The sequence below is a fragment of the Pseudomonas sp. 2FE genome, assembly GCF_005503735.1.
GTDB lineage: Bacteria > Pseudomonadota > Gammaproteobacteria > Pseudomonadales > Pseudomonadaceae > Aquipseudomonas.
The window spans coordinates 99,262-123,430 of record NZ_SCMO01000007.1 but is presented as its reverse complement, the minus strand read 5'-3'; the positions used below and the strand labels follow the sequence as shown (position 1 = coordinate 123,430).

Sequence of the window (24,169 nt, the reverse complement as noted above, 5' to 3'; positions counted from 1 at the left end):
TCGAGCGGCAGTGTTTCTAATGGACTGATGACTACAACAGGATGGGCCTGGAAGGTGATGAGCCTCAGGCTTTTGCAGCGGACCTAAAAAAGCATCGCAATGTGCTGCTTTTATTCGAGTACGAATCGTTTATGAAGATCACAGTTTTTGGTACCGGCTATGTCGGACTAACACAAGCGGCATGTCTCGCTGAAGTTGGCCACTTTGTCTGCTGTGTTGATAGCAATGAGCATAGGATTCGAGCGCTGAACGAGGGTGTGTCCCCTATTTATGAGCCGGGATTGGAAGAGCTCCTCAAGAACAATCTGGCTTCGACAAGGCTGAGCTTCACCACGGATCCCAAAGCTGGCGTTCTTTTTGCGGATGTCATTTTCATTGCGGTTGGCACCCCCGCCGGTCCCGAAGGGAGTGCCGACCTCAGCAATGTTTTTTCTGTCGCGCAAACCATTGCCGAGTATGCAGACTGTTCCAAGCTTGTGATCAACAAATCAACCAGCCCTGTGGGTACAGCGGAGAAGATCAACGACAGGATCCTATCCTTAATACAGGCGAGAGAGCGGGAGTTCCGCATTGAGGTCGTCTCAAATCCTGAATTTCTAAAAGAAGGCTCGGCCGTGGATGACTGCATGCGCCCGGAGCGCATCGTCATCGGCACGGAGAATCCCAGCGTCATTGATCTACTTCGTGAGCTGTACAAGCCTTTCAGCCGTAATCACGAAAAAATGATCATCATGGACACTCGCAGCGCCGAGCTAACCAAGTACGCCGCCAACTGCATGCTGGCCACCAAGATTTCCTTCATCAACGAGATGGCGAACCTGGCCGAGCGTCTTGGCGCGGACATCGAGATGGTGCGTAAAGGCATCGGCTCGGATTCACGCATCGGCTATGACTTCATCTATCCCGGCTGCGGCTATGGCGGTTCCTGTTTCCCCAAGGACATTCAGGCACTGAGAAACTCTGCGGCAGAGGTGGGTTACGCGCCACAATTGCTGGAAGCGGTCGAGGCGGTGAACCGCAAACAGAAGAACAAGCTGTTCGAGAACATCAACAAGCACTACAACGCAGACATCAGCGGCAAGACCTTCGCCGTCTGGGGCCTGTCCTTCAAACCGAACACCGACGATATGCGCGAGGCGCCAAGCCGGGTACTGCTGGAGGCTTTGTGGCTAGCCGGTGCCAGGGTCCAGGCATTCGATCCGGAAGCCATGCAGGAGGCCCGCCGGATATATGGCGATAAAAGCGATCTGCTCCTGGCCGAGAGCAAGGAGGCGGCACTGGTCGGCGCCGATGCCCTGGTGATTCTCACGGAGTGGCGCAGCTTCCGTATTCCCGACTTCGACTTCATCAAGCAGACCCTGAGCGACAACGTGATCTTTGATGGTCGAAACATTTTCGAGCCGTCGAAACTGAAAGCGCTGGGCATCGCCTACTACGCCATTGGGCGGGCTGTCGTGGGGGTTGGTGAGGCATGAAGTTTTTGGTGACTGGTGCGGCTGGTTTTATCGGCTTTCACACGGCAAGGCGACTCTGCCTTGCCGGGCATGAAGTAGTCGGAATCGACAATCTGAATGAGTACTACAGTGTCGACCTCAAGCTGGCGCGCCTGAGCCAGCTTGAGGTCCATACGAATTTTAAATTCGAAAAGATCGATATCGCAGACAGAGAAAGTATTCAAATACTCTTCAAAGAACATAAGTTCGAGCGAGTGATTCACTTGGCAGCGCAAGCTGGAGTGAGGTACTCGTTGGAGAATCCCGAGGTCTATGCGGACTCCAACCTGACCGGCTTCTTGAATATTCTGGAAGGTTGCCGGCATAGCGAAGTAGCGCATCTGGTTTACGCCTCAAGCAGCTCGGTATATGGCATGAACGCCAAGCTGCCGTTTTCCACCTCCGATGCGGTCGATCACCCGGTGTCGCTGTACGCGGCCACCAAGCGCGCCAACGAACTGATGGCGCACACCTACTCCCACCTGTACGGGTTGCCAACCACGGGGTTGCGGTTCTTCACCGTCTACGGTCCCTGGGGGCGGCCGGACATGGCTCCCTTCAAATTCACCAAGTCGATACTGGGCGGACAGCCGATCGATATCTATAACAACGGCGAGATGTCCCGCGACTTCACCTATATCGATGACGTGGTGGAAGGGCTGGCCAGGATCCAAGACTGCCTGCCGCCAACCCATGAAGTCTCCATGGACGGCTCGCAAGGCGCACAAGTCGCCCCGGCAAAGATCTACAACCTGGGCCTGGGTTCGCCAGTCAGGTTGCTGGACTTCGTCAGTTGCATCGAGGCGGCGACAGGCATCGAGGCGATCAAGAACTTCATGCCCATGCAGCCCGGCGATGTGGTGCGAACCTGGGCCGATGTCAGCGAATTTTCCCAACGGGTGAACTTTCAGCCCAGCACCACCTTGAGTGTCGGCGTGAAGAATTTCGTCGAGTGGTATCGCGGCTTCTACGAAGTTTGATCCGTCCAGTCGCACGTGGCTAAGGCGCAATGAGCGGTTGCATTGCATTAAAACTATAAGACCAATCTGTCAGTGAACTAATAATGTCGACTAGTCCTTACCTCTCAGTACTGATCCCTGCAAAGAATGAAGCCGAGAATCTTCCCGGCCTGTTGCAAGAGATTCGCCATGCCCTTTCTGGTGAGTCGTTCGAAGTGATTGTCGTCGATGACGGCAGTACCGATAACAGCTCCGCGCAGCTGATAACCCTGAAACGGTCCGGTTTTTCGCAACTGCGGGTCCTCAGCCATGAGCGCTCGTTGGGGCAAAGCACCTCGCTCTACCATGCGGCTCGCGCGGCTCAGGGCAAATGGCTGGCGACGCTCGATGGTGATGGGCAGAACGACCCGGCGGACATCCCCGGCATGCTGGCGATCATTCGCGCCCCGGGATGCCCCGAGGACCTCAAGCTGATTGCCGGGCATCGGGTGAATCGGCGTGACACGGCGAGCAAGCGCTGGGCTTCGCGGTTTGCCAACAAACTGCGTAGCCGACTGCTCAAGGACGCGACGCCGGATACCGGTTGCGGTCTGAAGCTCATCGAGCGGGAGGCATTCCTGCGCCTGCCTTACTTCGATCACATGCACCGCTTCATTCCGGCGCTGATTCAACGCCACAAGGGCAGGATGCTGGTGCACCCGGTCAACCATCGCCCGCGGGGCGCGGGTGTGTCCAAGTACGGAAATATCGATCGCGCGCTGGTCGGCATTCTCGATCTGTTCGGAGTCTGGTGGCTGATCAGGCGCACACGCTTCGATGTACTTCCTCGCGAGCTAGAGAACTGATATGGGCAGGGAAACTCTATGGCTGGCCGTCGGTTTTGCCGGGCAACTGGTATTCACCGGCCGTTTCGCCCTGCAGTGGCTGTACAGCGAATACAAGAAACGCAGCGTGATTCCGGTCGGCTTCTGGTATCTGAGCATGGTCGGCAGTGCCTTGCTGCTGGCATACGCCATTTACCGTGAAGACCCGGTTTTCATCCTCGGGCAGTCTTTCGGTTTCATCGTTTACTTGCGCAATCTGCAATTGATCGCCCGGGTCAAAAAAAACCATCCGGAAGAAGAAAGGGGCTGATTCGTGCGGCTATCTATTTCCCCCCGTTTGGAGCTTTTCTGCCTGTTGCTGCTGACGGCGTTGCTGGTGGGGGCCGGGATTGGCCTGCGCCAGCCGGCCAACGTCGATGAAGAGCGGTTTCTCGGCGTCGCTTTGGAAATGCTGCAAAACGGCGACTGGTTCATCCCCCACCGCGCCGGCGAGATCTACCCGGACAAGCCGCCATTGTTCATGTGGATGGTCGCCTTGTTCACCAGTATCACCGGCTTGCCGAGGGTGGCGCTGTTTCTCCCCGCGCTGCTGGCGGGCCTCGTCGCCACGGCCTGTCTCTACGATCTAGGTACGCGCTTGTGGAGCCGCCGCATCGGCGTGATCGCCAGCCTGCTGTTCCTGGCGACCTACCAAACCTACAGCATACTAAGAGCGGGGCAGATCGATGGCTTTCTCTGCCTGTGGATCGTGCTTGGCCTATACGGGATGGTCCGGCATCTGCTGCTGGGTCCGGCCTGGGGCTGGTTCTACCTGGCCTGTGCCGCCATGGGCTTCGGCATCATCAGCAAGGGCGTCGGCTTCCTACCCATTCTGATGCTGATCCCTTACGCCTATGCCGCACGCAAGGGCTGGTCGGGCGTCGTGCGCATGCCTGGTCAGGGCCGTGCCTGGCTGCTCGGGCTGGTGGTGGCCTTGGCCGCGATTGCCGTTTGGCTGCTGCCTCTGGTTCTCACCGTAGTGCTCCACGGCGATGAGGCCAGTCGCGCCTATGTGAACGAGATTCTGTTGCGCCAGACGGCGCAACGCTATGCCAGCGCCTGGGCCCACCAAGAGCCATTCTGGTACTTCTTCGCCAAGGTCATCCCCAAGTATTGGCTGCCGCTGGTGCTGGCGTTGCCTTGGCTGATTCCAGCCTGGCGCCGGCAACTGCTCAAGCACGATGGCAGGGTTCTGGTACTGCTCGGCTGGGTGGTCCTCGTCCTGCTGTTTTTCACCCTCAGCAGCGGCAAACGCAAACTCTATATCTACCCGGCCCTCCCTGGCCTGGTGCTGGTGATTGCGCCACTGGTGCCCTGGCTGTTGCGCCGCTGGTTCGGCCAGCGCCCATTGGGCCGGAAGATCTTCACCGGACTGGCCGTATTCTGGTTCGTCGCCTGGTTCGCCCGTGGCTTCCTCGAGCCCATCAAGGAGGGGGCCAACCCCCACCAGTCACTGATGGCTGAAGCTGCGGCACTCACCCAGGGTTCCGACCTGGTTCTGACCAACTGGCGTGAAGGACATTGGCTGTTCGCCCGGCAACCCATAGTGCACTTCGGCATGGGTGCTCCAGGCCAGATCGATAAGGCGGTCGAGTGGCTCAAGGGCCATCCACAGGCCTCAGCCTTGATCCCGGCCGGCGAACTGGCGCGCTGCTTCAACCCGGAGAAGGCGCGGAAGATCGGCGATACCTCACGAGAGGAGTGGTTCCTGGTGGGGGCGGACGCCGATAACGGCCAATGTCATGACAGCACGGCATTCAAGTCCTATCGCTTCGCCTGGAAAACTTCGCCTTTTTGAAGAGCCCGTTTAACAGCCCTCTGTTCTATCCCTTCGCCTCGACGGGGCTTAAACGAGAGTCGGGAGGATCGGAGTCACTGAGTTAATGGCTGAGCTTCTGGTTTTGAAATCGGTGGTCAGGACAGCAGAACACGCAGGGCTGATTCAGACATTCCCGGAAATACAACAAGCAGATCAGCGCCTCCTTTCAACCTCGTAGATATATTCACTCTAAGATGGATTGTTCGCATGAATAGCCGAGTTGAACTTAGTCCGCCGAGAACGAAACGCTTAAATAGCAAAACCATGCTCTGGATTCTGGTTCTCTTAGCCGTAGCGATCGCCTCCGTTGCCACAATTAATTTTCGCTGGCATGAGCGCCTCTACTTCTATTTGGTTAGCACGCAGAATGCCCCCGCCTGGGTGGGCAAAAGCATCTGGCTGCCAGACTATAAAGTGTATCTCGATGAAAAACCCATACAGGGAATAGGGAATGATCTATCTGGTCTTACCTATGACTATGATAAGGACCGTTTGCTGGCCATTACAAATGCCGCCCCCATGCAGGTCGTGTCTCTGAGCAAGAGCGGAGAAGTCATCGATCAATACCCTCTTGTCGGATTCGAAGATACGGAGGGTATCGCGTACATGGGCAATGGTCTCGTAGCAATAGTCGACGAGAGAATTCAACAGCTGTGTTTTCTCCGGTTACCTGAAACACCAGGCCCCATCGACAAGAAGGATGCTAAGTTCATTTCTCTAGGCATCAATCTTGGCCCCCCCAACAAGGGCTTTGAAGGTATCACCTATGACACTAAAAATGATCGTCTCTTCGTAGCCAAAGAGCGCGGCCCGCGTCAGCTCTATGAAATCACAGGGGTACGCAAGAGTCTCGAAGGGAACTTGCAAATAAACATCCGTGATCTAACCAGTTGGGTAAACGCAAATTTTTTTGCGACCGATATTTCAGACATCCACTTCGCCCCTAAAACAGGTCATATCCTCATACTTAGTCAAGAGTCAAAATTGCTGATCGAGCTTAGTGAGGAAGGTGAAATGGTCAGTTCTCGTACGTTTTTGAGCGGGTTTAGCGATGTGAAAAAATCCATTTTTGAAGCTGAAGGAGTGACTTTGGATAACGATGGGAATCTGTACATAGCCAGTGAGCCTAACTTACTCTACGCATTCCATAAAAATGGGGAAAAGCCAGTCTTACGGTAATAACATGCTTGACTCTAGAATTTCGTAGCAAAAAATTCAGTGACATCGCCGCCGAAAATTTCGACGGTTTCACGGGGGGTTAAGACCAAGTACCTTACGAACTCTGGTAATAAGCCCATGATCGACACTCGAGACCTGTTTAAGCGCAGTCTCGTGGAATTGTCACGCCCCCTTTGAGATCGATTTTCATGAAAATAGAAATCGGGAAAGAGAGTTTGTTTTGGTGCGTCGTTTTAGCGGTGCTCTTGCTTCTTCTGTGCCTTTGGGGAAATGGCGATATCCCGTTTCTTAGCGTCAACGAAGCCAGGCGAGCGGTGACGGTTCGCGAGATGTATGAAGCAAACAATTGGCTGCTCCCGTATATGAACGGGAGTCTATATCTGGCCAAGCCGCCGCTCTTTTATTGGCTGACCCTCGTGCCGGTGCATCTGCTCGGCGAGGTTTCAGAGTGGGCCATGCGCCTGCCTTCGGCGCTTTTCGCGCTCTCCTGCCTCACCGGCGTCTATCTGCTGGGTTCAAAGCTGGGTGGGCGCCAGGTCGGAATCTTTGCAGCCATATTCTTGGCGGCCAATGCCGGTTTCAGCATGTTCGCCAGACGGGCTGAAATCGAGATGTCGCTGACTGGACTTTGCCTATTGTCCCTGTTGTCTGCCTGGCCCTATCTGTTTGGCAACGGTAGTCGTCGCTGGGTCCTGCTCAGCTATACGATCCTTGGTTGTTGTCTGCTGACCAAAGGGCCGGTGAGCCTGCTCTTCGTCTCCATCCCCATTCTTATCTTTGCCCTGCTCCAGTCCCATCAACGCGCCAAGGCTTTTTTATGTGATGGTTTGGGTTGGCTGGTTGCCTTGTTGATCGGTGGGTCCTGGTATTTTGCCGTGACCTTGCAGGAAGGATGGGGCGTGTGGCAATCGATACTCCAACAAGACATCGTCGATAAAGTTAGCGGCGACGGCGGAGAGCCTTGGTACTCCTATCTGGCTTACCTGGCGGGGGATTTCTTCCCGTTTTGGCTTGTGCTGTTTATCCGACCACGGCAGTTATGGCAAAAAATCCGCACGGTTCCCGAGTTCAACTTACTGGCGTGTGCCGCACTTGTGCCGCTCCTGATTTTTTCCCTTTTTACCGATAAACACGCGAAATACCTCTTGCCGACTTACCCGGTTATCGCTCTTTTGCTGGCGTATCACTGGGTAAGGGTGCTCACCTCAGTGCAAGGTTGGTGGCGCAGCATCCTGACCTGGCTGCCGCCATTGACGCTCATCTGTTTTGTTAGTTTTTATGCAGTGTTCGAACGACAGGTATTCGCTTATCGTGTCCAAGCCCTCCCTGGGATTAGGGTTGCGACTGCCGCTAATCCTGCTCAAACGATCTACAGCCTCGGCCCGCCAGATATGCGTCTGGTGTTCTACGCTGGCCGTTCCATCCAGGAACTGACGGAGGATCAGGTCAGGTCGCATGCATCGCGTGACGCCCAGCTTTTCGTCATGGCGCCGCCCCCAACGACACTGTCTTGGTTGTCGCGCTGTGCGACCAAACACTTCAAGCCCTATTTGAAGAGCGGGAAAGAAGCGCTATTGATTCAGTTAGGCAATTTATGTCAGAACGCGTTGTGAAATTGTGTAGCTTGAATCGCCATTAATTTCGTAGACACCTCCAAGCCTTAAACTGGCCGGTTGAGGTCGCCCAGCAGAGTTTGTGGGCCGAGCTCAAGCGCGACGAAACAGGCCCGCCCGGTCAGCGGAGTCCGGGCGAGGTGGTAGAAGCGGTGGACTGCGGCATGCCGCTGGAGTGCTTTCACCTGTGCCCCCAGAGCGTCATTTCACCCAGCTTGTGGGCGGAGTTCGACTAGCGTTAGGCAAGTGACCGAGGGACTTCTTGCGCTAGATCAAGCGTAGGTGAGATGGCGCCGCAGCACTGCTTGTGCGCGAGCGCTTGCGCCAGCATGCTGGCTCCTGCAGCAGGCATTTGCTGATCATGATCAAGGGTTCAGCAGAGCAGACGAGTAGCTTCGCCCCCAGCGAGGTGCCCCATGAGCGAGCATGACCAACAGCTGTTGGTAAGGGCATTGGAAGCCGCGACAAACGCCATACTGATTACCGACCGCACGGGCCGCATCGTCTGGCTGAACGATGCCTTCTGTCGCCTGAGCGGCTACCCGCGCCAGGAGCTGATCGGGCAGACGCCGCACCTGCTGTACTCGGGCAGGCAAAGCCCGAGCTTCTATCAGGATCTGTGGCAGACGATACTCGCCGGCCAACCCTGGCAGGGAGAACTGGTCGAACGCCACAAGAGCGGCAGTTGCTACACGGTCAATCAGGTCATCACCCCGCTGCTCGACGCCAGAGGCGTGATCACCCACTTCATCGCCATCCAGCACAGCCTCACGGTGTCGGATCAGGAACACGCGGAGATGCGTCGTCTTGCCTACCACGACGGGCTCACCGGCCTGCCCAACCGAACCCTCTTCCTCGACCTGCTGCGCCAGGCGATCAGCCACGCGGCGCACACCCAGCAACTGTTCGCCCTGATGTTTCTCGACCTCGATCGTTTCAAGACCATCAACGACACCCTGGGCCACGCCAGCGGGGACAAGCTGCTGATCGCCGTGGCCGAGCGCCTCGGCCGGGCGGTGCGCAGGTCCGATGTGGTGGCCCGTTTGAGCGGCGACGAATTCGCCATCCTCATTACTCGCCTCGAGCAAACCGAGGTGGTCGAGGCCTTGGCCAGGCAATTGGTCGCCAGCATCGATCGACCGTTCGGGATCGATGAGCAGGCGGTCGAGATCCATATCAGCATCGGCATCAGCCTTTACCCCCGCGACGGGCTATCGGCCGAGGAGCTGCTCAGCCGGGCCGATACCGCCATGTACCGGGCCAAGGCAGCCGGGGGCGGCGCTTACCGCTTCTGCCTGGCGGATCGGCCGTGCAGCGGCCCAGCCTAGCCGCCCACGGCGCCCGACTCTAACCTTTGCATGTGCCAGGAGGCAGCGCGATGGAGACAGACAGCAAACCGGCCGGGCAGCGCGTCTGCCTGTACACCACCGAGGAACTGGACGCCGTGCTGGACGCCATGGCCCGCCGCATCGCGGCCTGGCTGACGCCCGTGCAGCCGCTGGCTTTGATCGGCCTGCTCAGGCGCGGCGAACCGCTGGCGCGCATGCTCCAGCAGCGGCTGGCGGCGCAACACGGTATAGCGGCGCCGCTTTACCCACTGAAGGTCAAGCGCTATGCCGATGACCTGCGGGTGCTGCATGCCGAAACGGCCCTGGAGGAGAACCCGGCCTTGGCCGGCCTGGATCTGCCTGCGACCCGCCTGCTGGTGGTCGACGACGTGCTCTACGGTGGCCATTCGCTGCTGCGCGTGTGCGCCTACCTGGCACGCCTGGGCGCCCGCGAGATTGGCACGGCGGTCCTGGTGGATCGCTGCGTCGGCACCCAGCCAATCCACGCCGACGTGGTCGGCGTGCGCCTGCAGATCGCGCCGGGCGATATCGTCGAATGCAACGTTCCGCCCTACGAGGCCGAGTTCCGCATCGAGATCGTGCGTCGCACACCTTGAGCCTGGCCTGTACGGCTAGTTGGTTAACTCAAGTTCGGATGCCTGGAGTCCTGAGACAAGGCGCCGCGACCAGTCATAGCAGGGCTATGGCGAGGAGCGGCAACGCAGTATCGGGGCCTCAGGGGGAACAGAGAAAACGGAAAAATCGTACGCCTGACGCCCGGTTGAGGTGTAGCTCAACCTGACCCTGCGGAATGCGGCATGCTTAGTCGAAAATTTCCTTCCAGAACGATTTCCTGCCGTGTTGCTGACCGTGGTGACCTCGGTGCTCGCCATGCCTGTTGTAGCCGAATTGTTCCGGGGCAGCATTCTGTGGCGGCATGCGTCCGATCTCCTGAGGTAATCGACCGGCCTCCTGCTGCTGGCTGCGCTCGATGATCTTGTCGAGTTCGCCGCGATCCAGCCAAACACCACGGCATTGTGGGCAATAGTCAATTTCGATGCTCTGGCGTTCGGTCATGACCAGCGCGATGTCCTTGCAGACGGGGCATTGCATGATTTCATCTCCTTGCGGGGACCAACCAATCGTAAAGAACGGACTCCGGCGTCATCGGCGCAGCAATCGCAACCCATTGAACACCACCAACAAACTCGCGCCCATGTCCGCGAACACGGCCATCCACAGCGTCGCATGGCCGCTCAGCGCCAGCGCGAGGAAGACCACCTTGATGCCCAGTGCCAGCGCGATGTTCTGCTTCAAGACGGATGCGGTCCGCCGACTCAGGGCAATGAAGTCGGCGATCTTGCGCGGATCGTCATCCATGATGGCGACATCGGCGGTTTCCAGCGCAGTGGCGGTGCCGGCCGCGCCCATCGCGAAGCCGATGTCGGCCCGCGCCAACGCCGGGGCATCATTCACGCCATCGCCGACCATGCCGACTGCGCCATGACGATCCTTGAGTTCGGCGACAGCGGTTTGTTTGTCTTCTGGCATCAGGTTGCCACGTGCGTCCTGGATACCGAGTTGATCGGCAATCGCCCGCGCGGTGGCCGGGTTGTCGCCGGTCAGCATCACCGGTTCGACGTGCAACGCCTTGAGGGCCGTCACTGCCGCAAAGCTCTCGGGCCTAACGGTGTCGGCGACCGCGAGCACCGCCACCGGGCCGCTGGCCGCGCACAGGACGATGGCGGTCTTGCCGGCGTTTTCCAGCACCGCTAGTCGCGCTTCGAGCGCTGGCGAGCACACACCCAACTCCTCGACTAGGCGATGATTGCCCAGATGCCACGGCTGGCCGTCGATGCTGCCCTTGACCCCACGGCCGTTGAGCACGCTGAAATCTTCGACCGGAAAAATCGTGGCATCGGGCTGCCTTTCTCGCCATCCGCTGACCAAGGCTTGCGCCACCGGATGGGTGCTGTGCTCGTCAAGGCTGGCCGCGATCATCAAGACTTGCTCGAGCGGCATGTCGCCAAACGACGCCGCATCGGTCAGCACAGGTTTGCCTTGAGTCAGTGTGCCGGTCTTGTCCAACGCCACGACTTTTAGTAGACGGCCACCTTCGAGGTAAACCCCGCCTTTGATCAGGATGCCATGCTTGGCCGCTGCCCCCAGCCCGCTGACCGCCGTGATCGGCGTGGATATCACCAGGGCGCATGGGCAGGCGATTACCAGCATTACCAGCGCTTGGTAGAGCCAAGCCCCCCACGTGCCACCGAACAGCAGCGGGCCAAGCACGGCCACCAAGATGGCCAGGGCAACTACGGCGGGGGTGTAGTAGTGGGCGAACTGATCGACGAAGCGCTGTGTCGGCGCGCGTTGCGATTGCGCGTCCTGGATGGCTGCAGCGATGCGGGCCAGGGTGCTGTCACCGGCTACGGCCTTCACAGTCGCCTCCACCACGCCGTCGGTGACAATGCTACCGGCGTATAGGGCGTCGCCGGTCTGCTTGTCCACCGGCAGGCTCTCGCCGGTGATCGGCGCCTGGTCCAGCGCGGCCCGCCCGGATTCGACGCGTGCATCCAGCGGCACCCGTGCACCGGTACGAACCCGGATGCGGCTACCAACCGCCACCCCAACCACCGGTTGCTCTTGCCAGCCGTCCCCGACCCTGACCTCGGCGGTTTCAGGGGCCAGCGCGGTCAGCGACTTGATCGCGTTGCGCGCCCGTTCCAGCGACAGCGCTTCGATGGCCTCGGCGATGGCGAACAGGAACACCACCATCGCCGCTTCTGGCCACTTGCCGATGATGACGGCACCGGCTACCGCCAGTGACATCAGGAAATAGATGTTGAGGGTCAGGTTCTTGAGTGCGATCCAGCCCTTTTTCAGGGTGGGCAGGCCGGCGCTCAAGATGGACAGCGCAGCCAGGGCCATCACCGGCCAGGAGGTTTCCTGCCCCGTCGTCCAGGCGATGACTTCGGCGCCGACCGCAGCCAAGCCGCTGATGGCCAGCAGCCCTTTCAGTTTTGCGCTCAGGGCCGGTGGCACGGCGGTTGCCGGCGCACCGGCCTCAAGCAGGCTGGGCGCCATGTCTAGCGCGGCTAACGCGGCGGCGATGGGCTGCGGATCGTCCAGGCGGTGGTGCACCGTCAGTTCCCGATCCAGCAGGTTGAAATCGAGCCGGGCGATCCCAGGCATCGGTTCCAGGCGGTTACGGATCAGCCGTTCCTCGGTGGGGCAGTCCATCTTGTCGATGCGGTAGCGCACCCGGCTGGCGCCCTTGGGCGGCGGAGTGTGCTTGGCAGGCGATACACCCTTGCTGGTTTCCGTGCCAGCAGCGCAGCACGCATCGATGTGATCATGCTGGTGGCCGTCGTGGCCGTGATCGTGATCGTGATCGTGATCGTGACTAGCTTCATCGGCTTGCGCCTGGTCGTGTTCAGCCCGATGGTCATGGTCTGACCCACCGCACTCGTTTTTCTTCTGCAGGTGGCGGCGGAACACAGGATTAGGCTCGTTGTGCTGACTCATGCTGGTGTACCCCAGGGAACAATGCCACCATTCAACAGCCTATAGTAACTACAGGGTCAAGCACTGTTTGGAGGAATACGAAATGAGGATCGGTGAACTGGCACAACGCAGCGATTGCGATGTGGAAACGGTGCGCTTTTACGAGCGAGAAGGCTTGCTGGACGTGCCGGCACGCGAGCCCAATGGCTATCGTAGCTATGCCGAAGCGCACCTGGTGCAGCTAAACTTCATTCGCCATTGCCGCTCGCTCGGCATGGGGCTGCCGGACGTGCGCACGTTACGTAGCTTTCAAGCTAACCCCGAATTGGCCTGCGACGAGATCAACCAGCTGATCGACGGGCAGATCGAGCGCATCCACCAGCAACTCGAATCACTTCGCTTGCTCGAACGGCAGTTGCACACGCTGCGTGATACCTGCCACGCCAATCAGAAAGCCAGTGAGTGCGGGATCATGCGCAATCTGGCACAGGCAGCCGAGGGGGAGGGTTGCTCCTGTCATCCGCTTGGCAAGGCGAGCTGAACAGAGCCCGTGTTTTAAACTAAGGCAAGTGGGGCTGGTGCCTTAGCGGACGATTTTTTCCGAACTCTGCGTGCTCCCCTTCAGGCGCCGAAATTGACTAATTGAACTCGCCACACAGGCCACTAAGCCACTGACCGTCGCTGCAAATGCTCGAGGAACCAGTCGCCGGCGAGCTCGGCCACCTCCAGCAACTTGCCCGGCTCCTCGAACAGATGGGTGGCCCCCGGGATCACCGCCAGCCGCTGCGGACAATGCAACTGCTGGCTGCTCTGGCGGTTCAACGCCAGCACAGTGTCGTCCTCCGCGCCGACGATCAGCAGGGTCGGCGCCTCGACCCGCGCGAGCGCGCTCCCGGCCAGATCGCTACGCCCGCCTCGCGACACCACCGCGGCGATCTCGCGGGGCCGCTCGGCCGCGGTGATCAGCGCCGCCGCGGCGCCGGTGCTGGCGCCGAATAAGCCGATCGCCAGCTCGCCCGCGGCGGCGTCGCGGCGCAGGCAATCGATCACCTCGGTCAGGCGCTGGCTCAGCAGCGGAATATCGAAGCGGAACGCGCGGCTGACCTCATCGACGCGCTGCTCGGCCTCGGTGAGCAGATCGAACAGCAAGGTGGCCAGGCCAAGGTCGTTGAAATACCGCGCGACGCTGCGATTGCGCGGGCTGAAGCGGCTGCTGCCGCTGCCGTGGACGAACACCACCAAACCTTCGGCGCCCTCCGGCGCGACCCATTCGCCATGCAAGTGCGCCTGGTCGAGGCTGAAGGTCATCTGCCGTTGCTGAAGTCCCGTTGGCGTGCCCATGGCTTCAACTCCCGCCGCTCCCGGCTTCCCGCGCCCAGGCGTGCTGCAGTAAGGCCTGAACTTCCTGGTCCGAGGTCTGGTCGAACACGCGATACCACTGACCTATCGCATAGAAGAACTCGGGGATAAACAGGCAGACCACCCGATCGACCAAGCGCCGCAGCAGCGTCACGGTCTCCAGGGGCCCCACCGGCGCGGCGACTATGATGCCGGCGGCGGCCTGCTGGCGGGTGGCCGCGATGGCCGCGCGCATGGTGGCGCCGGTCGCCAGCCCGTCATCCACCAGAATCACCAGTTGCCCCGCCAGTTGCGGCCAGGGGCGCTCGCCCCGATAGGCCCGTTCGCGTCGCTGCAGTTCCTGGCTTTCTTCTAGAACGACGGCGTCCACGTCCTCTGCGCTGATCTGCCGATAGCGCAGCACATCCTCGTTCAGCACCCGGACCCCGCCGCCGGCGATGGCCCCCATCGCCAATTCCTTTTGGCCGGGCGCGCCGAGCTTGCGCACCAGCATCAGATCCAGCCTCGCGCCCAAGGCGCTGGCCACTTCATAGGCGACCGGCACGCCGCCCCGCGGCAAGCCCAGCACTATCACCTCCGGCCGCTCGCGAAACTCCAGCAAGGCCGAAGCCAGCGCTTCACCGGCCGTCCGGCGGTCGCGAAAAGGAATATCCCAGGTCATGGTGTCATCTCCTGAGTATCGTCGTTTCACTATGCGCCAGACTCGCGCGGTTTTCTTTGATTTCGACCTATGGATCGGGGTGCTCCGTAGGCGCTCTGCGGCGAGCGGATCGACGACGGATACGGCAGGCAGCAGGTTGGACTTCAGATAGTCACTTCGGCGGCTACCTCATTGCATGACCTAGCGAACCTCAACAACTAGCTCTCCACGGCGTTTTCCGGCTTGATCGCCAGAATGCTGCAAGGCACCCGATAGAGGACGTGCTCGGCGGTGCTGCCCAGCAGTTTGTGCAAGCCTCGACGATGCACGGTGCCCATCACGATGACATCGGCAAGACTGCTGACGGCGAACTCGGAAATCACCTGGATGGGCGACCCCAGAAGGAAATGCCGGCACTCCTTCGGTACACCGTGGCGATCGGCCAGCCCGGTGAAAGCTTGCTCCTGGGCGGCGCGCAATTCTTCGCTAAGGCCCCTCGACAACGGCAGCGTGCCCATGCCCATACCCATGCCCATCTCCGCAGCGAGCATGGAGGACACATCATAGGCATACAGCAGATGCAGTTCGGCATTGCATTGCGCCGCCAACTTCAGTGCGGTGAGGATGATCCGATCGTTCAAGTCCCGGATCTGCTCTTCCGGGCGGAAGGGATCGACCGCCGCGACTATCTGGCGCGGTAAGGGATGCCTGGCATCCGTCACCAGATGCAGGGGCGTGGGACAGTCGCGTAGCAGTTGCCAATCCAACGGCGTGACGAAGGCGCGTTTGAGCGCCGGCTCCTGATGAGCATCCTTGATCAACATATCCGCCTGCATTTCCTTCACATGCACCAGGATTTCCTCGTAAGGCTGCTGAACCCAAAGTACCTCCGTGGTCACCGTCAGCCCTTTGCTCCGTTGCAGTTCGGCCTCGTCCTCAAGCCACAAACGGTGCCGCTGTAAGTACCCTTCGCGGACCTCAGCCATCACCCTTTGGTTGAACAAACCGGTCGTCGCGATGGCTTCGACATAATCGAATGCAACGATGTGCAAGGCTGCGCCCTTGACGCTGGCCAGGGCGGCCGCCCGCTCGAATGCCGGGGTGCGGCGCATCTCGGACGGGGCTACCAGCAGTAAGCGTTGATACTCGGACATGGGACACCTCCATTGGCCGAACCAGGATCTGTAGCCGTCGCGCGCCAGGGACTTCCTCGTGAATCCCGACTACTGTGGATCAAGAGGAAGCGTTGAATCACGCGCTGTCGGCCTGCTGTTGCGTGCTGACAGCACCGAGGGTGAGTTTCATTATTTGGCCAGCCGCTCCGACAACGCCTTGATCTGAATCAACCCGGCGGCCCCCAGTGAGCCAGTGCCGGATAGCCAATCGGGGATAGCGGCCTATGGATGAACTCGACACCCTTGCCAACTCCGCCGCCGCCGCACTGGGCATAGGCCTGCTGGTGGGCTTGGAGCGCGAGCGCAAGAAAGGCGCTGGCCAAGAGCGGGGCTTTGCCGGCCTGCGGACCTTCACCGCCACCTCGTTACTCGGCTATGTCTGCATGCTGCTGGGCGGCGTGCTACTGCTCGCCACCATGGCCCTCGGTTTGACCGCGTTGGTGACGGCCGCCTATCTCAAGACCCCGAGCCAGGAGCCGGGCATGACCACCGAGGTCGCCCTGTTGCTGGTGCTGGTGTTGGGCGGGCTGTGCGCGCAAAAACCCGGCGTAGCCATAGCCTTCGGCGTCGTCTTGACGCTGCTGCTGACCTACCGACAGGGCCTGCACCGGTTTGTCCGCACGCAGCTTTCCGAAAGCGAAGTCCGCGATGGCCTGATCCTGGCGACCGCCGCCCTGGTGATCTTGCCACTGGTGCCGGACCGCTTTATCGGGCCGTTTGCCGCCATCAACCTGCGCACCATCTGGACACTCACGGTCTTGATGATGGCGGTTGGGGCCGCCGGCCATATTGCCGTGCGCCTGCTCGGCACCCGCTACGGATTAGCGGTTACCGGCATCGCCTCGGGTTTCGCCTCCAGTACGGCGACCATCGCCGCCATGGGCAGCCGCGCCCGCGACGAGCCGGCACTCCTGCTGCCGGCCAGCACCGCCGCGATCCTGTCCACCCTCGCCACCATGGTGCAGATGAGCCTGGTGCTCGGCGCCGTCAGCCTGCCGACCCTACGGCTGATGTGGCTGCCGCTCGCATTAGGCTTCGTCACCACCCTGATCTACGCGCTGGTCTTCATGCGCCGCGGCAAGCAAGCTGAGAGCCATAGCCCGATCGATGTGGGCGGCGCGTTCAACCTCAAGCTGGCACTCCTGGTGGCGCTCGGCATCGCGGCTATTTCGCTGCTGTCATCGGCGCTATTGGCCTGGCTCGGGCAAAGCGGTGTCTTCATCGCCACGGCCCTGGGCGGCTTCGCCGATGCGCACGCGCCCTCCGCCGCCGTCGCCTTGCTGGTAAAAGCCGGGCAGCTGCCGGCAGCCAGCGCCATCCTCCCGGTTCTCGCGGCCTTGACCACCAACGCCTGCTCAAAATGCCTGGTCGCCTGGACCAGTGGTGGGGCGAAGTTTTCCAGGCGCGTGATACCCGGCCAAATACTGGTGCTGGGTGCTCTGTGGGGCGGGGCCTTGATCCAGACTTGGCTGCTGGCCTGACGCCAGCCTGGCCACCCTTGCGGAGGAACAACAGCATGATCAGAGGCAGCGCTCGACCAGCGCCGCGGCGCTGGTCACGGGGGCTTCGCAGCTGCGATTTCGGCACAGATAGGCGGTGGCTTGCCCCGCAAGCGGCTGCCGGCCCGCGCCGATCGGCACATCCTCGGCAAAGGCCAGGACGCGGGCCGGCAGGTAGCGGCGCTGCAGGCTCGCCACCAGGGCGCGAGCGGCGCAGCGCTCGCCGGCGATGACGATGCTCAGCGGGCCGCGCTGGGCGAAGTCCTGCGCCGCCAGGAGATGGGCGAAGCCGAAGGGGTTCTGCGCAGCCGCGGCGCGGTACATCGCGAACACCTGCTCGGCGCGCTCGCGGTAAAGCTCGCGACCGGTCAGCTCGAAGAGTCGCAGGAAGGCGAACACGCTGGTCGAAGTGCCCGAGGGCCAGGCACCGTCGTGCGGCGCGCGTGGCCGGTGCACCAGCGGCTCGCCATCGCTCGGGGTGAAGTAGAGGCCGTCCGCCCAGAACTTCTCGAGGATCAGCTCGACCAACTGCGTGGCGCGTTCGAGATAGCGTTGGTCGAAGCCGCACTCGTAGAGATCGAGCAGCGCGTTGGCGAGGAAGGCGTAGTCCTCGAGGAAGCCCGGGACCTTGGCGGTGCCCTCGCGCCAGGCCCGGTACAGGCCGCCCGCGGGGGTCGAGAGGCGCGCCTGAAGGAAATCGGCGGCGCGCCGCGCTGCGTCCAGGTGGCGCGCGGTGCCCGTGGCCTGGTAGGCGGCGCAAAGCCCCTGGATCATCAGCGCGTTCCAGCTGGTGAGGATGTTCTCGTCGCGCCCCGGGCGAACGCGCCGGTCACGCGCCGCCAGCAGCTGGTCGCGCAGCCCCGCCAGTTGCGCCTCCTCCGCAGCGTCCAGTGCGGCCGCGCGGTACAGCACCGTGCTGCCATGCTCGAAGTTACCGGCCGCGCTCACGCCGTAGGCGCGGCAGGCCAGCGCGGCGTCCGGCTCACCGAGGACGGCCTGCACCTGCGCCGGGGTCCACACGTAGAACTTGCCCTCCTCACCCTCGCTGTCGGCGTCCTCGCTGGCGTAGAAGCCGCCCTCGGGATGAGTCATGTCGCGCAGGATGTAGTCGATCGTCTCCTCGAACACGCGCCGCCAGGCAGGCTTGCCGGTCGCGCGATAGGCGTCGGCATAGAGCTTCACCAGTTGGCCGTTGTCGTAGAGCATCTTCTCGAAATGCGGCACGGCCCAGCGCTCATCCACGCAGTAGCGGGCGAAGCCACCGCCCAGCTGATCGTAGAGCCCGCCGGCCGCCATGCGCTCGAGGGTCAGCTCCAAGGAGAGCAGCAGGTCCGGCTCGCCCAGGCGCTGATGGAGGCGCAGGACCAGGTCGTGGCAGGCCGGGTTGGGGAACTTGGGCGCCTGGCCCAGGCCCCCGTGCACGCGGTCGGTGTGCTTGGCAAACAGCCGGGCGGCGGCGGCCGGCTGGTCTTGCTCCGGCGGCGTCTCGCCCTCCAGCACTAGTTTCTCCATGACGCGGTAACCCTGGAGGAACTGCTCGACGTTCTGTCGCAGCGCCGCGCGGTTGTTCTGCCAGGCCGCGCTCAGCCCGCGCAGGAGCTGGGCGAAGCCGGGCCTGCCGTAGCCCTCCTGCGGCGGGAAGTAGGTGCCGGCGAAGAACGGCTCGCGCTGCGCGGTCATAAACACCGTCAGCGGCCAGCCGCCGCCCTGCCCCAGCATCTGCACGACTTTTTGGTAGATGTCGTCGAGGTCGGGCCGCTCCTGGCGGTCGACCTTGATGTTGACGAAGCGCTCGTTCAGCAGGCGCGCGACTTCCGGGTTCTCGAACGACTCGTGGGCCATCACGTGGCACCAGTGGCAGGCGGCATACCCCAGCGACAGATGGATGGGTTTGTCCTCATCGTGCGCGCGGCGGAACGCCTCCTCGCCCCAGGGATACCAATCGACGGGGTTCTCTGCGTGTTGCCGCAGATAGGGCGAGGTTTCGTTGGCGAGTCGATTGCTCATGACTGGCTCCTCACAATGACCTGGCTCTTCACAGCAGCCCTCCTCACAACAAACCAAGCTGCAGGCGGGCCGCTTCGGACATGCGGCTTTGCTCCCAGGGCGGCTCCCAGACCAGTTCGATGTCGACCTCGCTGACGCCGGGGAGCGTCTGCACCTTGGCCCGCGCCTCTTCCTTCAGTACGTCACCCATCCCGCAACCGGGCGCGGTCATGGACATCTTGATCGCGACCCGCTGGCCGCCGCCTTCGAGCGGCTGCGCCTCACACTGGTAGATCAGCCCGAGGTCGACCACGTTGACCGGAATCTCCGGGTCGTAGACGGTGCGCAGCCTGTCGAGCACCTGGCTTACCAGGTCGAAGGCTCCGGCCTCCGCCGGCTGGCCGCTCGCCTGGGGGACGCTGTAGCCCAGCGCGTCGGCATCGCTGGCGGCGATCCGCGCCAGCTGGCCGCTGGCGGTCCTGACCGTGAAGCTGCCGCCGAGCGCCTGGGTCACGACCACCCACTCGCCCCGCGCCAGCTGCAGCCGTTCCCCGCGCGGAATCAGGCTTGCCGCGCAGTCCCGGCTGAGCTCGATCGGCCGGGCGCGGCCCGGCTGGTTGGGGTTGTCGAACTTGAAGCCGGCGCCGCTCAGTTCATACAGGAAGTCGATGGACAGGCCATCGGCTCGCCGCGCGCTCGCGGGATCGAGCAACAGGCTGAGGCCGTCCGCTTCGACGGCGATATCACCCTCGGCGCCAGGCCCGAAGAGCAGCTCATGGGCGAAGCGCTCGTCGATCCTGAGCCGCACCCAGTCCCCGCTCCCCTCGGCCAGGGCGTCGCGCAAGATTCGCCGCGCCGAGTCGCTGAGGCGAATGCTGGGAATGCTGGAAGTGCGCCGCTCGGCTGCCATGGCTTACTCCGTCGAGACCAGTGCGCCGTCGCCCCCTTGGAGGGCGCTGCGCAGCGTGTGCCAGGCCAGGGTGGCGCACTTGACCCGCACCGGGAACTCCCAGACCCCCGAGAGCACTGCGAGTTTGCCGAGCTCTGCGGGGGTCACCTGGGCGCTCGGCCCCTCGGTCAGCAGCGCATGCACGCGGGCAAAGAGCGCCAGCGCCTCCTCCGCCTTGCGCCCCTTGACCGCCAGGGTCATCAAGGACGCCGAGGCCTGGGAGATGGCGCAGCCGGCCCCCTGGAAGGCGATGTCCTCGATCACCCCGTCCGCAAGCTTGATATAAATCCTCAGCTGATCGCCGCACAGCGGATTGAAGCCCTCCGCCGTGCAGGTAGCGCCATCCAGTTGGCGGAAATTGCGCGGCCGCTTGCCGTGGTCGATCACCACGTCCTGGTAGAGGTCGCGCAGCTCATCGCTACTCATCGGAACAGCTCCTGGACCTTGGCCAGACCGGCCACCAGCGCATCGATGTCTTGCTCCGTGCTGTAGCAGCCGAGCGAGGCGCGGGCCGTGGCGGCTAGGCCGAAGCGCTGCATCAGGGGCTGGGCGCAGTGGTGCCCGGTGCGGATCGCGACCCCCTCACGGTCGAGGATGGTGCCGATATCGTGCGGATGAATGCCGTCGAGGACGAACGAGAGCACGCCGACCTTGTCCTTCGCGGTGCCGATCAGCCTGAGGCCGGGCACCGCCGCGAGCGCCTGCTGCGCGTAGGCCAGCACAGCCTGCTCGTGGGCGGCGATGGTCTCTGGCCCCAGCTCGCCGAGGAAGTCGATCGCCGCGCCGAGTCCAATCGCTCCGGCCATGTTCGGCGTACCCGCCTCGAAGCGGTACGGCGGCTTGTTGTAGACGGTCTTCTCGAAGCTGACCGAGAGGATCATGTCGCCGCCGCCCTGGTAGGGCGGCATCGCCTCGAGCAGCTCGCGGCGGCCGTAGAGCACGCCGATGCCGGTGGGGCCGTACATCTTGTGGCCCGACAGGGCGTAGAAGTCGCAGCCCAGCGCGCGCACATCGACTCGCAGATGCGGCGCCGCCTGGGCGCCATCGACCAGCACGCGCGCGCCCCGGGCGTGGGCGAGTTCGACGATGCGCCGGATCGGGTTGACGGTGCCGAGCACATTCGAGACGTGGGCGACGGCCACCAGCTTGGTCCTCGGCCCGATCAGCCGTTCCAGCTCATCGAGCCGGAGTTCGCCGGCGTCGTCGATGGGGGCCACTCGCAGCTGGGCGCCGGTTTGTTCGCAGAGCATCTGCCAGGGCACGATGTTCGAGTGGTGCTCCATGGCGCTGATCAGCACCTCGTCGCCGGCATGGACATGGACCTTGCCATAGGTTTGCGCCACCAGATTGACCGCTTCGGTGGTGCCACGGACGAAGACGATCTCCTCGACGTGTTCGGCATTGAGGAAGCCCTGGACCTTGGCCCGAGCCTTCTCGTACTCCTCGGTGGCGCGCACTGAGAGGTAGTGCACGCCACGGTGCACGTTGGCGTTCTCCTTCAAGAAGAAACGTGACATCGCAGCTATGACCGCCTGCGGCTTCTGGCTGGTCGCGGCGCTGTCGAGGTAGATCAGCGGCTTGTCGTAGATCGTTTCCGCGAGGATCGGGAATGCCTGGCGCACGCGCTCGACGTCGTAGCCTGCCGCGCGCTCGAGCTGTTTCGGTAGCGTCTGAAGACTGCTCTCGAGATCGCTCATGCCGCCACCTCCACGCCCCGCAACTGCGTTACGACCAGTCGCTCAACCTGGGTCCGCAGCGGCGCCAGGCGGATGAGCTCCAGCATCTCGCTGACGAACGCGTAGGTCAGCAGAGACCGCGCCGCCGCCTGGGGAATCCCCCGCGAGCGCAGGTAGAAGATCGCCTGCTCATCCAGTTGGCCGACGGCGGCGCCGTGGGCGCACTTGACGTCATCGGCGAAGATCTCCAGCCGCGGCTGGGTGTTGGCCTGGGCCGATTCCGACAACAGCAGCGTCTTGATGGTCTGGCAGGCATCCGTCTTCATCGCGCCCGGGCGCACGATGATCCGGCCGTCGAAGACCCCGTGCCCGCGCCCGTCGACCACGCCCTTGTAGAGTTCGCGACTGGTGCAACGCGGCGCCAGGTGCTCGATGCAGGTCTGGTTGTCCAGGTGCTGCTCGCCCCGCGGCAGGTACAGGCCGTTCAATGCGACCTCCGCGCCGGGGCCCTCGAGCACCACCCGCACCTCCTGCCGCGCCAGCGCCGCGCCGAGCGCCGAGGAGTGCGCGGTAAAACGGCTGCCCTGGGCTTGGCGCACGCGGAGGAGCGCGACATGGAAGGCCGTCGTGCTCTCGTTCTGCACCTTGTAATGCTCGAGCACCGCGCCAGCCTCGAGTACGACCTCGCTGACGGCATTGCTGAGGTAGAGCTCGCCCCCGCTGCCCACGTGGCTTTCCACTAGGGTCGCGCGGCTGCCGGCCCCCATCCGTACCAAGGCACGCGGATGCGACACCAGCGGCGTGGCGCCCGCGTCCGAGAGGAACACCAGGTGGATAGGCGCCTCGACCGTGGTATGGGCGGGAATCCGCACCAGCGCCCCGTCCTCGGCGAGGGCCGCATTCAGCGCGCTGAAGGCCTGCGGCTGGGCACGGAACGACCACGCGAACAGGGTTTCGAGCGCCCCGTTGTCGGCCCCGCTGTCGGCATGGAGCAGCGCGGCCAGGTTGCTCACCCGGGTGCCTTGGGGCAACTGCTTGAGCACCGAAAGCTCCGCGACGAAATAGCCGTTGACGAAGACCAGCCGCGAGCCGCCGTAGTCGCCGGCGAGCCGCTCGACGCTCGCGGCCGACAGCCGCCGGCTCGTGCCCGGCTCGGCCGGCTGGAAAGGAATCGCCAGGATGGGCGCGACTCGCGTGTACTTCCAGGCCTCGTCCTTGGCCGTGGGAAAGCCGTGTTCGGCTACCCACTGGAACGCCGCGCGGCGCAGCTCCCACAGCCAGGCGGGCTGCCGGGCGTCAGCCCTAGGCTCGAGCCGGGCGAGGAATGCCGCGCTCGCGGTGCTCGGCTCGGTGTTCATGGCCCGGCTCCGGGTGCTGTCGAGTCTTGCTCGTAGCTGGCATAGCCGTGCTTCTCGAGCTCGACGGCCAGCGCCTTGTCGCCAGACTGCACGATCCGGCCGTTGGCCATGACGTGGACATGATCGGGAACTATGTAGTCGAGCAGCCGCTGGTAGTGGGTGATGACCAGCAGTGCGCGATCCTGGCGCCGCAGGGCGTTGACGCCGGCCGCGACTATCCGCAGCGCGTCGATGTCGAGGCCCGAGTCGGTCTCATCCAGGATGGCGAGCTTGGGTTCCAGGATCGCCATCTGGAAGATCTCGTTGCGCTTCTTCTCGCCGCCGGAGAAGTCCACGTTGACGGCGCGGCTCATGAAGCTCTGGTCCATCTCCACCAGCGCCATGCGTTCCTTGGCGAGCGCAAGGAAGTCCAGCGCGTCGAGCTCCTCGAGCCCACGCTGTTTGCGCACGGCGTTGAGTGCCGTGCGCAGGAAGTAGAGGTTGCCGATGCCGGGAATCTCCACGGGGTACTGGAACGCGAGGAAGACGCCGGCGACCGCGCGCGCTTCCGCCGGCATGCTGAGCAGATCCTGGCCCTCGTAGAGCACCTCGCCGCTGACCTCATAAATCTCGTGGCCCGCCAGAACCTGGGCCAGCGTGCTTTTGCCGGAGCCGTTCGGCCCCATGATCGCGTGCACCTCACCGGCGTTTACCCGCAACGTGATGCCCCGCAGAATTTCGCGGCCCTCGACGCTGGCGTGCAGATTCTTGATCTCGAGCATGCTCC

At 62.5% G+C, this 24,169-nt stretch carries 22 protein-coding genes; 11 read left to right on the top strand and 11 right to left on the bottom strand.

Going from position 1 to position 24,169, the window contains the following annotated elements; genetic code table 11:
• The first annotated feature begins 131 nt into the window (after positions 1 to 131).
• The 9 genes from FFS12_RS13150 to FFS12_RS13110 all read left to right on the top strand — a co-directional run bounded on the left by FFS12_RS13150 (position 132) and on the right by FFS12_RS13110 (position 9,871).
• The gene (locus FFS12_RS13150; protein ID WP_137887257.1) at positions 132 to 1,475 is read left to right on the top strand and encodes a UDP-glucose/GDP-mannose dehydrogenase family protein; all 1,344 of its coding nucleotides are present in this window, start codon (positions 132 to 134) and stop codon (positions 1,473 to 1,475) included.
• Positions 1,472 to 2,473: an NAD-dependent epimerase gene (locus FFS12_RS13145; RefSeq protein WP_137887229.1), complete on the top strand. Its 1,002-nt coding sequence runs from the start codon at positions 1,472 to 1,474 to the stop codon at positions 2,471 to 2,473. Before FFS12_RS13150 ends, FFS12_RS13145 begins: the two co-directional genes overlap by 4 nt.
• A gap of 83 nt (positions 2,474 to 2,556) precedes the next feature.
• Positions 2,557 to 3,297, top strand: a complete 741-nt coding sequence (locus tag FFS12_RS13140; RefSeq protein WP_137887228.1) for a glycosyltransferase family 2 protein — start codon at positions 2,557 to 2,559, stop codon at positions 3,295 to 3,297.
• Position 3,298: 1 nt separating this feature from the next.
• Complete coding sequence (locus FFS12_RS13135; protein ID WP_137820727.1) at positions 3,299 to 3,586, top strand: lipid-A-disaccharide synthase N-terminal domain-containing protein; 288 nt, start codon at positions 3,299 to 3,301, stop codon at positions 3,584 to 3,586.
• Between the two features lie 3 nt (positions 3,587 to 3,589).
• The gene (locus FFS12_RS13130) at positions 3,590 to 5,113 is read left to right on the top strand and encodes a glycosyltransferase family 39 protein (protein ID WP_137887227.1); all 1,524 of its coding nucleotides are present in this window, start codon (positions 3,590 to 3,592) and stop codon (positions 5,111 to 5,113) included.
• A gap of 228 nt (positions 5,114 to 5,341) precedes the next feature.
• Positions 5,342 to 6,313, top strand: a complete 972-nt coding sequence (locus FFS12_RS13125) for an SdiA-regulated domain-containing protein (protein ID WP_137887226.1) — start codon at positions 5,342 to 5,344, stop codon at positions 6,311 to 6,313.
• Between the two features lie 188 nt (positions 6,314 to 6,501).
• Positions 6,502 to 7,926, top strand: coding sequence for a glycosyltransferase family 39 protein (locus FFS12_RS13120; protein ID WP_137887225.1), 1,425 nt, complete (start codon positions 6,502 to 6,504; stop codon positions 7,924 to 7,926).
• A 416-nt stretch (positions 7,927 to 8,342) separates the two neighbouring features.
• Positions 8,343 to 9,254: a diguanylate cyclase domain-containing protein gene (locus FFS12_RS13115; protein ID WP_137887224.1), complete on the top strand. Its 912-nt coding sequence runs from the start codon at positions 8,343 to 8,345 to the stop codon at positions 9,252 to 9,254.
• Positions 9,255 to 9,304: 50 nt separating this feature from the next.
• A complete protein-coding gene (locus FFS12_RS13110; protein ID WP_137887223.1) occupies positions 9,305 to 9,871 on the top strand; it encodes a phosphoribosyltransferase family protein in 567 nt (188 codons plus the stop codon).
• A gap of 205 nt (positions 9,872 to 10,076) precedes the next feature.
• Here FFS12_RS13110 and FFS12_RS13105 read toward each other — a convergent pair whose 3' ends face one another.
• Positions 10,077 to 10,367 carry a zf-TFIIB domain-containing protein gene (locus FFS12_RS13105; RefSeq protein ID WP_137887222.1) on the bottom strand — a complete coding sequence of 97 codons (291 nt, stop codon included), beginning with the start codon at positions 10,365 to 10,367 and terminating at the stop codon, positions 10,077 to 10,079.
• Between the two features lie 51 nt (positions 10,368 to 10,418).
• Positions 10,419 to 12,782, bottom strand: a complete 2,364-nt coding sequence (locus FFS12_RS13100; protein ID WP_137887221.1) for a heavy metal translocating P-type ATPase — start codon at positions 12,780 to 12,782, stop codon at positions 10,419 to 10,421.
• Positions 12,783 to 12,864: 82 nt separating this feature from the next.
• Here FFS12_RS13100 and FFS12_RS13095 point away from each other — a divergent pair, with 82 nt between their 5' ends.
• A complete protein-coding gene (locus FFS12_RS13095; RefSeq protein WP_137887220.1) occupies positions 12,865 to 13,302 on the top strand; it encodes a Cd(II)/Pb(II)-responsive transcriptional regulator in 438 nt (145 codons plus the stop codon).
• A gap of 122 nt (positions 13,303 to 13,424) precedes the next feature.
• Here the strand turns inward: FFS12_RS13095 and FFS12_RS13090 are convergent, their stop codons facing one another.
• The 3 genes from FFS12_RS13090 to FFS12_RS13080 form a co-directional block, all read right to left on the bottom strand.
• Positions 13,425 to 14,069: a dienelactone hydrolase family protein gene (locus FFS12_RS13090; protein ID WP_137887256.1), complete on the bottom strand. Its 645-nt coding sequence runs from the start codon at positions 14,067 to 14,069 to the stop codon at positions 13,425 to 13,427.
• Between the two features lie 37 nt (positions 14,070 to 14,106).
• Positions 14,107 to 14,781: a phosphoribosyltransferase gene (locus tag FFS12_RS13085; RefSeq protein WP_137887219.1), complete on the bottom strand. Its 675-nt coding sequence runs from the start codon at positions 14,779 to 14,781 to the stop codon at positions 14,107 to 14,109.
• 197 nt (positions 14,782 to 14,978) lie between these two features.
• The gene (locus FFS12_RS13080) at positions 14,979 to 15,914 is read right to left on the bottom strand and encodes a universal stress protein (protein ID WP_137887218.1); all 936 of its coding nucleotides are present in this window, start codon (positions 15,912 to 15,914) and stop codon (positions 14,979 to 14,981) included.
• A gap of 245 nt (positions 15,915 to 16,159) precedes the next feature.
• On the opposite strand from FFS12_RS13080, the gene FFS12_RS13075 reads away from it, so the two are divergent.
• On the top strand, positions 16,160 to 17,416 hold the full coding sequence (locus FFS12_RS13075; protein WP_137887217.1) for an MgtC/SapB family protein: 1,257 nt from the start codon (positions 16,160 to 16,162) through the stop codon (positions 17,414 to 17,416).
• Between the two features lie 39 nt (positions 17,417 to 17,455).
• Here FFS12_RS13075 and FFS12_RS13070 read toward each other — a convergent pair whose 3' ends face one another.
• Genes FFS12_RS13070 through sufC form a run of 6 tightly spaced genes read right to left on the bottom strand, consistent with a single transcriptional unit; the run spans position 17,456 to position 24,164 of the window.
• Entirely contained in the window at positions 17,456 to 19,441 is a 1,986-nt protein-coding gene (locus FFS12_RS13070; RefSeq protein ID WP_137887216.1) for a thioredoxin domain-containing protein, read from the bottom strand.
• A 43-nt stretch (positions 19,442 to 19,484) separates the two neighbouring features.
• Positions 19,485 to 20,330 carry a putative Fe-S cluster assembly protein SufT gene (sufT, locus tag FFS12_RS13065; protein ID WP_137887215.1) on the bottom strand — a complete coding sequence of 282 codons (846 nt, stop codon included), beginning with the start codon at positions 20,328 to 20,330 and terminating at the stop codon, positions 19,485 to 19,487.
• Positions 20,331 to 20,333: 3 nt separating this feature from the next.
• On the bottom strand, positions 20,334 to 20,795 hold the full coding sequence (sufU, locus tag FFS12_RS13060; RefSeq protein ID WP_137819818.1) for a Fe-S cluster assembly sulfur transfer protein SufU: 462 nt from the start codon (positions 20,793 to 20,795) through the stop codon (positions 20,334 to 20,336).
• A complete protein-coding gene (locus FFS12_RS13055) occupies positions 20,792 to 22,066 on the bottom strand; it encodes a cysteine desulfurase (protein ID WP_137887214.1) in 1,275 nt (424 codons plus the stop codon). Before FFS12_RS13055 ends, sufU begins: the two co-directional genes overlap by 4 nt.
• Positions 22,063 to 23,403 (bottom strand): Fe-S cluster assembly protein SufD, encoded by a 1,341-nt coding sequence (gene sufD / locus FFS12_RS13050; protein ID WP_137887213.1) that lies wholly within the window; start codon positions 23,401 to 23,403, stop codon positions 22,063 to 22,065. The genes FFS12_RS13055 and sufD overlap by 4 nt, the downstream gene beginning before the upstream one ends.
• Entirely contained in the window at positions 23,400 to 24,164 is a 765-nt protein-coding gene (gene sufC, locus FFS12_RS13045) for a Fe-S cluster assembly ATPase SufC (RefSeq protein WP_137887212.1), read from the bottom strand. Before sufC ends, sufD begins: the two co-directional genes overlap by 4 nt.
• Between the last annotated feature and the right edge of the window lie 5 nt (positions 24,165 to 24,169).

Coding starts and splice junctions, on each gene's coding strand:
- FFS12_RS13055 (WP_137887214.1), bottom strand. CDS start 22,066: ATGAGCGATCTCGAGAGCAGTCTTCAGACGCTACCGAAACAGCTCGAG.
- FFS12_RS13135 (WP_137820727.1), top strand. CDS start 3,299: ATGGGCAGGGAAACTCTATGGCTGGCCGTCGGTTTTGCCGGGCAACTG.
- FFS12_RS13090 (WP_137887256.1), bottom strand. CDS start 14,069: ATGACCTTCAGCCTCGACCAGGCGCACTTGCATGGCGAATGGGTCGCG.
- FFS12_RS13085 (WP_137887219.1), bottom strand. CDS start 14,781: ATGACCTGGGATATTCCTTTTCGCGACCGCCGGACGGCCGGTGAAGCG.
- FFS12_RS13140 (WP_137887228.1), top strand. CDS start 2,557: ATGTCGACTAGTCCTTACCTCTCAGTACTGATCCCTGCAAAGAATGAA.
- sufT (WP_137887215.1), bottom strand. CDS start 20,330: ATGGCAGCCGAGCGGCGCACTTCCAGCATTCCCAGCATTCGCCTCAGC.
- FFS12_RS13075 (WP_137887217.1), top strand. CDS start 16,160: ATGGATGAACTCGACACCCTTGCCAACTCCGCCGCCGCCGCACTGGGC.
- FFS12_RS13095 (WP_137887220.1), top strand. CDS start 12,865: ATGAGGATCGGTGAACTGGCACAACGCAGCGATTGCGATGTGGAAACG.
- FFS12_RS13105 (WP_137887222.1), bottom strand. CDS start 10,367: ATGCAATGCCCCGTCTGCAAGGACATCGCGCTGGTCATGACCGAACGC.
- FFS12_RS13110 (WP_137887223.1), top strand. CDS start 9,305: ATGGAGACAGACAGCAAACCGGCCGGGCAGCGCGTCTGCCTGTACACC.
- sufC (WP_137887212.1), bottom strand. CDS start 24,164: ATGCTCGAGATCAAGAATCTGCACGCCAGCGTCGAGGGCCGCGAAATT.
- FFS12_RS13145 (WP_137887229.1), top strand. CDS start 1,472: ATGAAGTTTTTGGTGACTGGTGCGGCTGGTTTTATCGGCTTTCACACG.
- FFS12_RS13100 (WP_137887221.1), bottom strand. CDS start 12,782: ATGAGTCAGCACAACGAGCCTAATCCTGTGTTCCGCCGCCACCTGCAG.
- FFS12_RS13080 (WP_137887218.1), bottom strand. CDS start 15,914: ATGTCCGAGTATCAACGCTTACTGCTGGTAGCCCCGTCCGAGATGCGC.
- sufD (WP_137887213.1), bottom strand. CDS start 23,403: ATGAACACCGAGCCGAGCACCGCGAGCGCGGCATTCCTCGCCCGGCTC.
- FFS12_RS13115 (WP_137887224.1), top strand. CDS start 8,343: ATGAGCGAGCATGACCAACAGCTGTTGGTAAGGGCATTGGAAGCCGCG.
- sufU (WP_137819818.1), bottom strand. CDS start 20,795: ATGAGTAGCGATGAGCTGCGCGACCTCTACCAGGACGTGGTGATCGAC.
- FFS12_RS13150 (WP_137887257.1), top strand. CDS start 132: ATGAAGATCACAGTTTTTGGTACCGGCTATGTCGGACTAACACAAGCG.
- FFS12_RS13125 (WP_137887226.1), top strand. CDS start 5,342: ATGAATAGCCGAGTTGAACTTAGTCCGCCGAGAACGAAACGCTTAAAT.
- FFS12_RS13070 (WP_137887216.1), bottom strand. CDS start 19,441: ATGAGCAATCGACTCGCCAACGAAACCTCGCCCTATCTGCGGCAACAC.
- FFS12_RS13120 (WP_137887225.1), top strand. CDS start 6,502: ATGAAAATAGAAATCGGGAAAGAGAGTTTGTTTTGGTGCGTCGTTTTA.